The organism is Pseudomonas fluorescens (assembly GCF_000968015.1).
GTDB classification, from domain to species: Bacteria; Pseudomonadota; Gammaproteobacteria; order Pseudomonadales; family Pseudomonadaceae; genus Aquipseudomonas; species Aquipseudomonas fluorescens_W.
The window spans coordinates 61,597-73,483 of sequence record NZ_LACH01000046.1 but is presented as its reverse complement, the minus strand read 5'-3'; the positions used below and the strand labels follow the sequence as shown (position 1 = coordinate 73,483).

Annotated in this window: 15 protein-coding genes; 10 read left to right on the top strand and 5 right to left on the bottom strand. The window is 58.0% G+C overall.

Translation table 11 applies throughout. The annotated features are described in order from the left end of the window. Window positions 1–201: 201 nt before the first annotated feature. The 7 genes from VD17_RS20240 to VD17_RS20215 all read left to right on the top strand — a co-directional run bounded on the left by VD17_RS20240 (window position 202) and on the right by VD17_RS20215 (window position 5,893). On the top strand, window positions 202–1,695 hold the full coding sequence (locus VD17_RS20240) for an acetyl-CoA hydrolase/transferase family protein (RefSeq protein WP_046055342.1): 1,494 nt from the start codon (window positions 202–204) through the stop codon (window positions 1,693–1,695). Window positions 1,696–2,014: 319 nt separating this feature from the next. Continuing rightward, on the top strand, window positions 2,015–2,230 hold the full coding sequence (locus VD17_RS20235; RefSeq protein ID WP_046055341.1) for a DUF1127 domain-containing protein: 216 nt from the start codon (window positions 2,015–2,017) through the stop codon (window positions 2,228–2,230). 259 nt (window positions 2,231–2,489) lie between these two features. Beyond that, the gene (locus VD17_RS31745; RefSeq protein ID WP_080932045.1) at window positions 2,490–2,699 is read left to right on the top strand and encodes a DUF1127 domain-containing protein; all 210 of its coding nucleotides are present in this window, start codon (window positions 2,490–2,492) and stop codon (window positions 2,697–2,699) included. A gap of 145 nt (window positions 2,700–2,844) precedes the next feature. Beyond that, entirely contained in the window at window positions 2,845–3,162 is a 318-nt protein-coding gene (locus VD17_RS20230) for a DUF2388 domain-containing protein (RefSeq protein WP_046055340.1), read from the top strand. Between the two features lie 107 nt (window positions 3,163–3,269). After that, the gene (locus tag VD17_RS20225) at window positions 3,270–3,587 is read left to right on the top strand and encodes a DUF2388 domain-containing protein (RefSeq protein ID WP_046055339.1); all 318 of its coding nucleotides are present in this window, start codon (window positions 3,270–3,272) and stop codon (window positions 3,585–3,587) included. Window positions 3,588–3,614: 27 nt separating this feature from the next. Continuing rightward, window positions 3,615–3,935, top strand: a complete 321-nt coding sequence (locus VD17_RS20220; RefSeq protein ID WP_046055338.1) for a DUF2388 domain-containing protein — start codon at window positions 3,615–3,617, stop codon at window positions 3,933–3,935. Beyond that, window positions 3,932–5,893, top strand: coding sequence for a DUF7844 domain-containing protein (locus VD17_RS20215; protein ID WP_046055337.1), 1,962 nt, complete (start codon window positions 3,932–3,934; stop codon window positions 5,891–5,893). The genes VD17_RS20220 and VD17_RS20215 overlap by 4 nt, the downstream gene beginning before the upstream one ends. Before the next feature lie 135 nt (window positions 5,894–6,028). On the opposite strand, the gene VD17_RS20210 is transcribed toward VD17_RS20215, so the two are convergent. The 3 genes from VD17_RS20210 to trpB all read right to left on the bottom strand — a co-directional run bounded on the left by VD17_RS20210 (window position 6,029) and on the right by trpB (window position 8,635). After that, window positions 6,029–6,481 carry an anti-virulence regulator CigR family protein gene (locus VD17_RS20210; protein ID WP_046055336.1) on the bottom strand — a complete coding sequence of 151 codons (453 nt, stop codon included), beginning with the start codon at window positions 6,479–6,481 and terminating at the stop codon, window positions 6,029–6,031. 121 nt (window positions 6,482–6,602) lie between these two features. Next, a complete protein-coding gene (trpA, locus tag VD17_RS20205) occupies window positions 6,603–7,415 on the bottom strand; it encodes a tryptophan synthase subunit alpha (RefSeq protein ID WP_046055335.1) in 813 nt (270 codons plus the stop codon). Continuing rightward, window positions 7,415–8,635 (bottom strand): tryptophan synthase subunit beta, encoded by a 1,221-nt coding sequence (gene trpB / locus VD17_RS20200; RefSeq protein WP_046055334.1) that lies wholly within the window; start codon window positions 8,633–8,635, stop codon window positions 7,415–7,417. Before trpB ends, trpA begins: the two co-directional genes overlap by 1 nt. A gap of 112 nt (window positions 8,636–8,747) precedes the next feature. Between trpB and VD17_RS20195 the strand changes: the two genes are divergently transcribed. Further along, window positions 8,748–9,641 (top strand): LysR family transcriptional regulator, encoded by an 894-nt coding sequence (locus tag VD17_RS20195; RefSeq protein ID WP_046055333.1) that lies wholly within the window; start codon window positions 8,748–8,750, stop codon window positions 9,639–9,641. Here the strand turns inward: VD17_RS20195 and VD17_RS20190 are convergent. Next, complete coding sequence (locus VD17_RS20190; protein ID WP_008152522.1) at window positions 9,638–9,964, bottom strand: DUF883 family protein; 327 nt, start codon at window positions 9,962–9,964, stop codon at window positions 9,638–9,640. The two genes, VD17_RS20195 and VD17_RS20190, sit on opposite strands and share 4 nt — an antisense overlap. A gap of 155 nt (window positions 9,965–10,119) precedes the next feature. On the opposite strand from VD17_RS20190, the gene VD17_RS20185 reads away from it, so the two are divergent. Both VD17_RS20185 and VD17_RS20180 read left to right on the top strand, forming a co-directional pair. Further along, window positions 10,120–10,335 carry a dodecin gene (locus VD17_RS20185; protein ID WP_008027736.1) on the top strand — a complete coding sequence of 72 codons (216 nt, stop codon included), beginning with the start codon at window positions 10,120–10,122 and terminating at the stop codon, window positions 10,333–10,335. Between the two features lie 120 nt (window positions 10,336–10,455). Continuing rightward, window positions 10,456–10,680 carry a DUF1161 domain-containing protein gene (locus VD17_RS20180; protein WP_046055332.1) on the top strand — a complete coding sequence of 75 codons (225 nt, stop codon included), beginning with the start codon at window positions 10,456–10,458 and terminating at the stop codon, window positions 10,678–10,680. Window positions 10,681–10,744: 64 nt separating this feature from the next. On the opposite strand, the gene VD17_RS20175 is transcribed toward VD17_RS20180, so the two are convergent. Continuing rightward, window positions 10,745–11,746: an LLM class flavin-dependent oxidoreductase gene (locus VD17_RS20175; protein ID WP_046055331.1), complete on the bottom strand. Its 1,002-nt coding sequence runs from the start codon at window positions 11,744–11,746 to the stop codon at window positions 10,745–10,747. Window positions 11,747–11,887 lie beyond the last annotated feature (141 nt).

Sequence of the window (11,887 nt, the reverse complement as noted above, 5' to 3'; positions counted from 1 at the left end):
CCAGATACATTAGCGCAAGCCAGCTTTACCGAAAACAGCGCATGAGGTTGCAGGAGATGGGGTGACCATACATTTTATTGCCCGCTAAAAACCGACCAAAGGCTCTAAATCGGGACTCTGCATTCGACCATGGTAGCGGGAGGATTTTTTTTGAAATCACTAGACTACAAACCTTGCTTCCGTTACCCGAGATAACAATCCATGTACCGTGATCGTATTCGCTTGCCTTCGTTGTTGGATAAGGTGATGAGCGCCGCTGACGCTGCCGCTCTGATTGAGGACGGCATGACCGTTGGCATGAGTGGTTTCACTCGCGCCGGCGAAGCCAAAGCCGTCCCCCACGCATTGGCCGAGCGCGCCAAAATCACCCCGCTGAAAATCACCCTGATGACCGGCGCCAGCCTGGGCAACGACCTCGATAAACAGCTCACCGAAGCCGGCGTATTGTCACGACGCATGCCCTTCCAGGTCGACAGCACCCTGCGCAAGGCCATTAATGCCGGCGAAGTGATGTTCATTGACCAGCACCTCTCGGAAACCGTGGAGCAACTGCGCAACCAGCAGCTCAAACTGCCGGACATCGCGGTGATTGAGGCCGTGGCGATCACCGAGCAGGGCCATATCGTTCCGACCACTTCGGTGGGTAACTCGGCCAGCTTCGCGATTTTCGCCAAACACGTGATCGTCGAGATCAACCTGGCGCACAACCCGAATCTCGAAGGTCTGCACGACATCTATATCCCGACCTATCGGCCGACCCGCACGCCGATCCCGCTGGTAAAGGTCGACGATCGCATTGGCAGCACTGCCATCCCGATTCCGCCGGAAAAGATCGTCGCAATCGTGATCACCAATCAGTCTGACTCGCCGTCCACCGTGCTGCCGCCGGACGTTGATACCCAGGCCATTGCCGACCACCTGATCGACTTCTTCAAGCAGGAAGTGGCAGCCGGGCGCATGACCAACAAGCTCGGCCCGCTGCAAGCCGGGATTGGCAACATCGCCAACTCGGTGATGTGCGGCCTGATCGACTCGCCGTTCGAAGACCTGACGATGTACTCCGAAGTGCTTCAGGACTCGACCTTCGACCTGATCGACGCCGGCAAGCTGAGCTTTGCTTCGGGCAGTTCGATCACCTTGTCGAGTCGTCGCAATACCGATGTTTTCGGCAACCTTGAGCGCTACAAGGACAAACTGGTCCTGCGTCCGCAAGAAATTTCCAACCACCCGGAAGTGGTGCGCCGGCTCGGCATCATCGGCATCAACACGGCACTTGAGTTCGACTTGTACGGCAACGTCAACTCCACCCACATTTGCGGCACGCGAATGATGAACGGCATCGGCGGCTCGGGCGACTTTGCGCGCAATGCGCATTTGGCGATCTTCGTAACCAAGTCGATCGCCAAGGGCGGGGCGATCTCCAGCGTGGTACCGATGGTCAGCCACGTCGATCACACTGAGCATGACGTCGACATCCTTGTCACCGAGATCGGTCTGGCGGACTTGCGTGGCCTGGCGCCGCGAGAACGCGCTCGAGTCATCATCGACAACTGCGTGCACCCGGACTATCGCCAAGCCCTGGATGACTACTTCACAGCCGCGTGTGCACTCGGCGGACATACGCCGCATATCCTGCGTGATGCCCTGAGCTGGCACATAAACCTGGAAGAAACCGGGCGGATGCTCGCGGTGTAATTGGTACAGGTAGCAGCTGACGCAAACACAGTTTCGTCAGCTTGCTATTGCCAGACCAAATCCTGAATAAAACTGTACTGCTGTACCGGTCATTTCCTACCGTAATTGCCTACCTTTCCGAGTCAATCGACCAAAAATGCACGATATTAGTGCAGACAAGTACAGTTGCCTCAATTTAGACCAGTACACCACCCTTTAACAGTTAACTGGTCCCTCACAATACAGGTGAACTGTATCTAGAGAGACTGGCCAAACGAGAGGATCATTGGCATCAGTTAAACCACTACCTAATCCCGCCATAAGCGGAAGGATGTCAACCATGGAACGTACACTCAGTTCCGAGCTGTTTTTCGAAGACAACGCTGCAAAAACCCAGGCTTCCACGCCTCTTCGCGTTCTCGCCAACCTGATGCTGTGGCAGCGCCGCATCTCCAGCCGCCATCAACTGGCTCGTCTGGATTCGCGTCTGCTGGCTGACGCAGGGATTAGCGAAGCACAACGCTACGAAGAGCTGAGCAAGCCGTTCTGGCGCTAAGTTAGCGTCGCTGGCTCTGACCCACCGGGTCCACCGCCAGCACTCCAAATTGAAAAAACAAAGCCCGTCGTGGGAAACCACGACGGGCTTTGTCGTTTTGGACCCTCACAAGGGGGTCATACAATAAAGATCCCACCTAACAGGTACAGTTTTACTATTTCAATAATTGAACCAGTACAATTTAAGTGCAGTGTGTCTGTTGCGGGAAAAAGGACGGGATCACCATGAGATCCCGAACTGCCCGAAAAAGGACCGTGCCATGAATCACTTACTGAATGTTTCCGCTTCCACGCCTCAATCAACGCCTCGTTTCCTCTGGTTTCGTAGATTACTAAGGGGCGTTGCCATTACCCTGGAAAGGGCCCGAACCCGGCGTTTACTGGGCCAACTTGATGACCGGCAACTCTCAGACCTGAACATCAGCCACGCGGATCGTCTCAACGAATTGGATAAACCGTTCTGGCGCTAGCTCCCTGCTTGAACAGACGGGACTGTTCGAACCGACACTCATAGGCCTAATATCCAGATGAAACGTGGCGAACGCTGCATGATTGGCGTCTGAATCAACAGACACTGCGCCACCTCTCAATCAGTTTCCCCAAAGGAGTTTCACCATGTCCCGTCTTCGTCTGCTCAGCGCTGCAGCCCTGCTTGCCGTGGCTGCCAATTCCCACGCCACCAGTTTTATCGTGACCACGGATGCCGTCGTCAATGCGCTCAAGGCCACGTCCGATGCGACCTCCGATGTCACTTCTTCCTTTCGCGATGACAAAATCGTGCGCGCCGCCCGTGATGACGCCGCCAGCTTCGTGGCCAGCGAAGGCGCCATTCGTGGCGTGAAACTGGAAAGCGCACTTGACCATATTCGCCACCAGGCACCTCAGCTGAACGCGACTGATGCACAACTGGCGCAAGCCATACTGACTATCTAAGCGTCACCACTGACGTGGGACACGCCCGCCGTGTCCCAATGTTTCGGTGCTGGCTCTAGATCGGGCGTTGCGCTAGCCTTGCGACTCGCCTTCAACTATCGAGTCTCATGCGTTTTCTTTCAAACCTGTTGATCTCTCCGCTTTTCATGGCTGCCTGCTGGGTGGGCTCGGTCCATGCCTATGACGCCTTCAATCTGTCTACACAAGGCATCGTGGCTACCGGCTACGCCACAAGCATGGTGACCTCTGCCCCCTTCGACCATAAGCTGCTACTTGCAGCACACGATGACGCTGCGGCGTTCATCGCCAGTGACGGCCAATTGCGAGGAGCACAACTGGAGTCCGCCCTTATTTATCTGCGCCGGACCCAGCCAAAACTTCATGCAAGCGACCTTGAACTGGCGCAGGCAATTCTCGTCCAATAGTTATCTTTGTTCTTGCGGAGTCGTTCCATGCGTAGCCCCCTGATTGTTGCCGCCCTTGGCCTGTTGTTATTGGCCGATGTGACTCAGGCGCAAACCCTGGTTGCCACCAGTAACATCCTCATCAATGCCACCCGGCGCACACTTGATTTCACTTCCGATACCACGACGTCCATCCGTGACTCGAAGATCGTTCGTGAAGCCCACGACGATGCGGCCAGCTTCGTCGCCAGCGATGGCGAGATTCGTGGCGCGCACCTGGAAGCGGCCTTCAACACGTTGCGCACCCGCGTACCGGAAGCCCGCGACGCCAGTGATCAGGTTCTCGCCGAAGCCATCCTCGCACTGTGAGGTCGCCAGGCGCCTGGCTGTTAGCCGGGGTCATGTTGCTGCTCGGCAACACGGCCCAAGCTGACTTGCAATTAAGGCTTAAAACCGAAGGCCTCAGCCCCGCTCAGCAGCAGGCCAGCCAGGCGCTGCTCGATGAAGCCATGCAGGCTCTGCCGCCGCGGTTCATCGAGCAGCTCGACCGACGCATCGACGTCGGCTGGACCGATGACATGCCGAGCAACGCTTACGGCCAGGCGTCGCTGGTATCCGAGCTCGATCTGAACCGCAACCTGCTTGCCGGCCTCACTGACGGCAGCGCCGCGACCAAAAAGACTTATCGTCCCCATGGCACCGTGCGCCGCGAAATGCTTGCCACGGTGTTGCACGAACTCACTCACATCTATGACCGCTCGCGCCTGTGGCCAGACGCAGAGCGCACGCTGATTCAGCGCTGCACCCGGCGCAACAGCAGCTCAGGACTGATTGGCATTCCCGATCAATGTCGCGGTCAGTCCGACCGACGCTTTACGCTCAGCGACGACCCGCACCTGCTCGACCTTGCTGGCTGGCCGCAGTATGTCGGCCGTCGTGGCGAGCGCGAACAGCACAACCGGCAAATTGCCCGCAGCCCCGACATTTACGAGACGAGCAGCCCGAAGGAGTTCGTCGCGGTCAACATGGAATATTTCCTTCTCGACCCGGCCTACGCCTGTCGCCGTCCTGCGTTGTACCGCTACTACAAAGAACATTTCGGCTGGGCACCCGCCGCTAAAGACACCTGCGGCAAAACCTTCTCCTTCCTCAATGCCGGCAACGATTTCGCCAAAACACCACTGGGCCAGGTTGATCCGGAGCGGGTGTACGCCGTCGACTATCTGCTGGCAGAAGCCAACCAGAACTGGGTCAGCCGCTGGGGTCACAGCATGTTGCGGTTGGTGATCTGCGCCCCCGGCCGCCCCCGTGGGCCGGATTGTCGCCTGGATCTGGATCAGCATCTGGTGTTGTCCTACCGCGCCTTCGTCGGTGACGTGCAGCTGTCGAGTTGGGACGGATTGGTGGGCAAATACCCGTCGCGCCTGTTTGTCCTGCCGCTGGCCCAGGTGATCGACGAATACACCAAGACCGAACTGCGCAGCCTGGCTTCGGTGCCGCTGAACCTGTCGCGTAACGAGATCGAAGACGTGGTGGAACACGCCGCCGAAATGCACTGGAGTTACGACGGCAACTACTTCTTCCTGTCCAACAACTGCGCTGTAGAGGGCCTGAAGCTACTGCGTAGCAGCACCAACAATACAAAACTGGTCGGGCTGGACAGCATCATGCCCAACGGTTTGCTGGAAGTGCTCAAGGGTCGCGGACTGGCGGACACCAGCGTGCTGGACGATCCCCGTGAAGCGTTGCGGCTGGGCTATCGATTTGACTCCTTCCGCGATCGTTATCAAGCGATGTTCGAAGTGCTGAAGAAGCACTTGCCGATCAAGCAGGACAAGGTCGAAGACTGGCTCGCATTGAAAGCTGAAGAGCGCCGGCAATGGATCGACCAAGCCGATTTGCGCACCAGCGCAGCCTTGCTGTTATTGGAGCAGGCAGCCTTCCGCCAACAATTGGTGCTGGCCCAGGACGAAGTAAAGCAGCGCTATCTGGGCGCTCGGGAATTGAAGAACGGCGGCATGGACAAGGCCAATGCGACCTTGCAGCAAATTCTTGCCAACAGCGGCTTCCTCAGCCGTCCGGCGGAGCTGCTCGGCACCGGTGGTTATGGATTGCCGCAGCCAAGTGAGTGGCAGCGTCTGGAATCGGAAAGCAGCCTGCGGCAGAAGCAGCTTCAGGCCCTGACAGGCGATCTGGACAAAGAAGTGAGAGCGCTGCTCGAACCGAGCCGTGCGGCCGAAATGGCCGCCAATGAAGCCAACCTGAAGCAGGTTGGCGAGCATCTGAGGAAGTTGCATAAAGCATCGGGCGGGTTGGAGTTGCCTTAAAGCCATAAAATCAAAAGATCGCAGCCTTTGGCAGCTCCTACATGAGATTTCGATCCTATGTAGGAGCTGCCGAAGGTTCGGGCCGCGTTCGGACGATCTTTTTTCGGCATTACGCCGAAGCACTTCCATCCATCATTACAAAACACCCTCCAGAATTTCATAAACGATCCCGGTTCCCACGGCGATCAGCACAATGTCGCCACCCGCACGGCGCCATTCGTACCCTGGGTAATACGGCAGCTGGCCCAACGCCCGGTTATCCAGGCGTTCGCCGTAATAGCCGTGAGGCAGCGGTCGGCCACGCACCAGATGAATACCCGGAGGTGGCGGAGCACCGCGTACGAAATAGCCATGGTTATCGTGGATAGTCTGACGCACCGGACCGAAGTCCCGTGGCGGAGGGCCGCCGCGATGATTGTCCTGCGGGCCACGGTGATCGTCGCCATGATTGTCACTGCGATCATCGTAATGGCCTTGCTGCGGGCCGCGGTCGTGATCGGCGCGCTGATCAGCACTCGCATTCAGCAACGGGGTGGCACTGAGCATCAGCACGCCCAAGCTGGCAATCAGACGTTTCGGCATTTTCATCGAGTCTTTCCTCACTGCACATACAGCAAAAAGGGCTTCAGAACGTAGTCCTGAAGCCCTCGGTCTTGCTGTTTAGTCTGTACCGCGAGGCTCTAATTCCTCTGTATCAGGAACTTTACCTTCAGCTGACGCGGGCTTTACGAACGCCTTCGGCCAGCGCCGAGCAAAGGCTCAACACGCCATCAACTGCCTGATCCGGCGTCGAGGCATTGTCGATGTGATCGATCAACGCCGAACCCACCACCACGCCATCAGCCAGACGCGCGATGGACGCCGCTTGCTCTGGTGTACGAATACCGAAACCGATGCTGATCGGCAAATCGGTGTGGCGACGCAGACGCGCAACCGCTTCTTCAACGTGTTCCAGCGTCGCCGCGCCTGCACCGGTCACACCGGCAACAGACACGTAATAGACGAAGCCGGAGCTGCCGTTCAGAACGGTCGGCAAACGTACATCATCGGTCGTCGGGGTGGTCAGGCGGATGAAGTCCAGACCGGCAGCCTGGGCCGGGTCGCACAGTTCGCCATTATGCTCGGGTGGCAAGTCGACCACGATCAGACCATCAACGCCGGCCTCTTTCGCGTCGGCAATGAAACGCGGCACGCCATACATGTGGATCGGGTTGAAGTAACCCATCAGCACCAGCGGCGTCTCGGTATTGCCTTCACGGAACTCGCGAACCATTTGCAGGGTTTTCGCCAGGTTCTGCTTGGCACCGAGGGCGCGGATGTTGGCCAACTGGATTGCCGGGCCATCGGCCATTGGATCGGTGAAGGGCATGCCCAGCTCAATCACGTCAGCACCAGCGCCTGGCAAGCCTTTGAGGATCGCCAGCGAGGTGTCATAGCTCGGGTCGCCAGCGGTCACGAAGGTCACCAGGGCGGCACGATTCTGTTCCTTGAGTTCGGCAAAACGCGTTTGCAGGCGGCTCATCAGTGTTTCTCCTGCTGGGATTGTTCCATGTGGTGCATTACGGTCTGCATATCTTTGTCGCCACGTCCGGACAGGTTGACCACCATCAGGTGATCTTTCGGCAGGGTCGGTGCGCGTTTGAACACTTCGGCCAGGGCATGGGCGCTTTCCAGTGCAGGAATAATCCCTTCCAGGCGGCAGCATTTGTGGAACGCGTCGAGGGCTTCGTCGTCGGTTACCGAGGTGTACTGGACGCGGCCGATGTCATGCAACCAGGCGTGTTCCGGGCCGATGCCTGGATAATCGAGGCCGGCAGAGATCGAGTGAGCGTCGATGATCTGGCCATCGTCGTCCTGCAGCAGGAAGGTACGGTTGCCGTGCAGTACGCCCGGTACGCCGCCGTTCAGGCTGGCCGCGTGCTTGCCGGTTTCGATACCGTAACCGGCCGCTTCAACGCCGATGATCTCGACGCTTTTGTCATCAAGGAACGGGTGAAACAGGCCCATGGCGTTGGAGCCGCCACCGATGCACGCCACCAGGCTGTCCGGCAGACGACCTTCCTGGTCTTGCAGTTGAGTACGGGTTTCTTTGCCGATAACGGCCTGGAAGTCACGAACCATCGCAGGATAAGGGTGCGGACCGGCAACAGTGCCGATCAGGTAGAAGGTGCTATCGACGTTGGTCACCCAGTCACGCAGGGCTTCGTTCATCGCATCTTTCAGGGTGCCGGTACCGGCCACGACCGGGATCACTTCGGCGCCCAGCAGCTTCATGCGGAATACGTTGGCCTGCTGACGTTCGATGTCAGTGGTGCCCATGTAGATCACGCAATCGAGGCCAAAACGCGCAGCCACGGTGGCGGTCGCCACGCCGTGCATGCCAGCGCCGGTCTCGGCGATGATGCGTTTCTTGCCCATGCGCCGCGCCAGCAGGATCTGGCCGATGCAGTTGTTGATTTTGTGCGCGCCGGTGTGGTTCAGCTCTTCGCGCTTGAGGTAAATCTTCGCGCCGCCACAGAACTCTGTCAGACGTTCGGCAAAGTACAGTGGGCTTGGACGACCGACGTAGTCGCGCTGGAAGTAGGCCAATTCCTCTTTGAACGCCGGATCTTCCTTGGCCAGTTCGTATTCACGGGCCAGATCGAGGATCAACGGCATCAGGGTTTCGGCGACGTAACGGCCGCCGAACGCGCCAAACAGGCCGTTGGCGTCGGGGCCGTTGCGCAGATTAGTCTGGGTCATGGGTCGCTCCGGTTGAATGCGTGGGATGACAATGCGATTAACTCTACCCCTGACGCCTTCAGCTGAAAACCGATAAGATCGCTACAACCTGTCAGGAAAACTCACACATCTCATGAGCCATGACCTTCCCCCGCTGAACGCTCTTCGGGCCTTTGAAGTGACTGCCCGCCTGAACAGCGTCAGTAAGGCGGCCGAGCAGCTGCACGTCACCCATGGTGCGGTCAGCCGGCAACTCAAGGTGCTTGAAGAACACTTGGGCGTGAGCCTGTTCATCAAGGATGGACGCGGCCTTAAACTCACAGATGCAGGCATTCGTTTACGCGATGTCAGCGGCGAGGCGTTCGAGCGTTTACGGACGGTGTGTGCAGAGCTGACCCAAAGCACCGCCGATGCACCGTTTGTGCTGGGTTGCTCGGGCAGCTTGTTGGCACGCTGGTTTATTCCCAGGTTGGGACGGTTGAATACCGACCTGCCGGACCTGCGCCTGCACCTGTCGGCTGGCGAGGGTGATCTCGATCCACGTCGCCCGGGACTGGACGCCTTGCTGGTGTTTGCCGAGCCACCGTGGCCAGCAGACATGCAAGTCTATGAGTTGGCGAGCGAACGGATCGGCCCGGTCATGAGCCCGCGATTCGCAGGCTACGAACGACTGCAAAACGCCCCGCCCGCAGCGCTGCTGAGCGAGCCATTGCTGCATACCACCTCACGCCCACAGGCCTGGCCAAGCTGGGCACAGCAAAGCGACCTCGACACCAAAGCGTTGAAGTACGGTCAGGGTTTCGAGCATTTGTATTATTTGCTGGAGGCCGCGGTGGCCGGCCTGGGGGTGGCGATTGCGCCCGAGCCGCTGGTGGCCGAGGACTTGAAGGCCGGTCGCCTGGTTGCGCCATGGGGCTTCAGCGAAACCCCGGCGCAACTGGCGTTGTGGCTACCCAAGCGCGCCGCGGACGGGCGCGCTCGGCAACTGGCGCAGTGGCTCAAAAACGAGCTGCGCCAGACGGATTAGTCACCGCGTTTGAACAGCAGATAAGCCGCGAGCAGACCCAATGCACCGACGGCGACACCCGCTGTCGTCCAAGGGTGTTCCTGGGCGTAATCCCGCGTGGCAATCCCGGTTTCACGGGTTTTGACTTTGACTTCTTCGTACGCATCGCTGAGCAGATGACGCGAATGCTTCAGCGCGTTCTCGGCGTTGCTTTTCAAGGCTTTAAGGGTTTTACGCGACTCGTCCGAGGCGTCGTCCTTCAGGTTTTCCAAAGACTTCAGCAGACTCTCGATCTCGGCTTCCATGCTTTGCAATGAGGCTTTACGTAAAGAGGTGTTGGCCATGGTGGCTCTCCTGCATTGATTGAGTTGCGTGTGTTGGTTGGGACTTCAGGGGTTCGAGAAAGTGCAGTAAATCTGAACTTCCACTTCGGATTGGCCGACAGAAGTAATACGAAAAATCACTGCTAGGCTGTATTTCACACCCTGAGGAGAACGCCATGACTGACCATCACACCTACAAGAAAGTCGAACTCGTCGGCTCGTCCACCAGCAGCATTGAAGACGCCATCAATAACGCACTGGCCGAAGCCAGTAAAAGTCTCAAGTACATGGAATGGTTTGAAGTGACCGAAACCCGCGGGCACATCAAGGACGGCAAGGCCGCACATTTCCAGGTGACACTCAAAGTCGGGTTCCGGATTGCCAGTAGCTGAATTTGAGCTAGCATTCGAAACTGCGCGCTGGCCGAGCGCCATAGGGAATGGCAAAGCGCTACATCATTACATCCGGCTGATCGCCGGTGCCCCTATTGATCCGACCAGGGAATGCGACCGATGAGGAATTTTATTTTGGCGGTAGGTTTGTTGAGTCTTGCGGGAACAGCCCTGGCCGAGGGCAAGTCGTGCGAAGAGCTAAAAGCCGAAATCGCCGCGAAACTGGATGCCAAAGGCATTTCTAATTATTCGCTGGAAATCGTCGATAAAGGCGCTGCTGCCGGTGGAAAAGTCGTCGGCACCTGTGAAAAAGGCTCCAAGCAAATCGTCTACAAGCAGGGCTGACCTCCCTCGAAAATGAAAAAGCCGACGCAATGACGTCGGCTTTTTTGTGCTCGCTATTTGAGCGTCAGCCCTTCATGACCTGCGCCAGCAGCTCATAGGAGTGCACGCGATCGGCATGTTCGTACAGGTCGCAGGTAAAAATCAGCTCGTCCGCCTGGGTCTGCTCGACCAGCACTTCCAGCTTGGCGCGGATTTTTTGCGGACTGCCAACCATCGCCAGACCAAGGAAATCGCCGACCGCCTCTTTCTCATGAGGCAGCCACAGGCCGTCCATGGTTTTTACCGGAGGACGTTGCACCAGGCTCTGGCCACGCATCAGGGCGAGAATCCGCTGATAGACCGAGGTCGCCAGATAATCGGCCTGCTCGTCGGTGTCAGCAGCCACCAAGGGCACACCGAGCATTACGTAGGGTTTATCCAATATTGCTGAAGGCTTGAAGTGATTGCGGTAGACGCGAATGGCCTCATGCATGAAGCGCGGTGCGAAATGTGAGGCGAACGCGTAGGGCAAACCGCGTTCACCAGCCAGTTGTGCACTGAACAGGCTGGAGCCCAGCAGCCAGACCGGGACATTAGTGCCGGTGCCCGGCATTGCGATGATCCTTTGGTCCGGGGTCCGCGGACCGAGGTAACGCATCAGTTCGGCAACATCTTCCGGGAAATCGTCGGCGCTGCCGGAGCGTTCACGACGCAAGGCGCGAGCGGTCATTTGATCGGAACCAGGTGCACGGCCCAGGCCCAGGTCGATCCGGCCCGGGTACAGACTTTCGAGCGTGCCGAATTGCTCGGCGATTACCAGCGGCGCGTGGTTGGGCAACATTACGCCACCCGAGCCGACACGAATGGTCGAGGTGCCGCCAGCCAGGTAGCCAAGCAGAACCGAAGTCGCCGAACTCGCAATGCCATCCATGTTGTGGTGTTCGGCAACCCAGAAACGGTTGTAGCCGAATTTTTCGACGTGCTGAGCCAGGTCCAGGGAATTGCGCAGCGACTGGGCCGCGCTGCCATTCTCCCGCACGGGCACCAGATCAAGGGTCGAGAACTTAATATCGGACAGTCGTTTCATAAGCCTGCTTCTCCAATTGAGGGCGCAGGTTTTTTCTTACAAACGAAAACCTGCCGAATCTATAAGCGTGATTCATGCAATGAGGGCATATACCCGAGTTTCAATGGCGGAGCCAAAATTCCTACGAAATAAGAGGACCGA

Bases quoted from the DNA above. Each gene is read 5' to 3' on its own strand.
- VD17_RS20240 (WP_046055342.1), top strand. From the start codon at position 202: ATGTACCGTGATCGTATTCGCTTGCCTTCGTTGTTGGATAAGGTGATG.
- VD17_RS20235 (WP_046055341.1), top strand. From the start codon at position 2,015: ATGGAACGTACACTCAGTTCCGAGCTGTTTTTCGAAGACAACGCTGCA.
- VD17_RS31745 (WP_080932045.1), top strand. From the start codon at position 2,490: ATGAATCACTTACTGAATGTTTCCGCTTCCACGCCTCAATCAACGCCT.
- VD17_RS20230 (WP_046055340.1), top strand. From the start codon at position 2,845: ATGTCCCGTCTTCGTCTGCTCAGCGCTGCAGCCCTGCTTGCCGTGGCT.
- VD17_RS20225 (WP_046055339.1), top strand. From the start codon at position 3,270: ATGCGTTTTCTTTCAAACCTGTTGATCTCTCCGCTTTTCATGGCTGCC.
- VD17_RS20220 (WP_046055338.1), top strand. From the start codon at position 3,615: ATGCGTAGCCCCCTGATTGTTGCCGCCCTTGGCCTGTTGTTATTGGCC.
- VD17_RS20210 (WP_046055336.1), bottom strand. From the start codon at position 6,481: ATGAAAATGCCGAAACGTCTGATTGCCAGCTTGGGCGTGCTGATGCTC.
- trpA (WP_046055335.1), bottom strand. From the start codon at position 7,415: ATGAGCCGCCTGCAAACGCGTTTTGCCGAACTCAAGGAACAGAATCGT.
- trpB (WP_046055334.1), bottom strand. From the start codon at position 8,635: ATGACCCAGACTAATCTGCGCAACGGCCCCGACGCCAACGGCCTGTTT.
- VD17_RS20195 (WP_046055333.1), top strand. From the start codon at position 8,748: ATGAGCCATGACCTTCCCCCGCTGAACGCTCTTCGGGCCTTTGAAGTG.
- VD17_RS20190 (WP_008152522.1), bottom strand. From the start codon at position 9,964: ATGGCCAACACCTCTTTACGTAAAGCCTCATTGCAAAGCATGGAAGCC.
- VD17_RS20185 (WP_008027736.1), top strand. From the start codon at position 10,120: ATGACTGACCATCACACCTACAAGAAAGTCGAACTCGTCGGCTCGTCC.
- VD17_RS20180 (WP_046055332.1), top strand. From the start codon at position 10,456: ATGAGGAATTTTATTTTGGCGGTAGGTTTGTTGAGTCTTGCGGGAACA.
- VD17_RS20175 (WP_046055331.1), bottom strand. From the start codon at position 11,746: ATGAAACGACTGTCCGATATTAAGTTCTCGACCCTTGATCTGGTGCCC.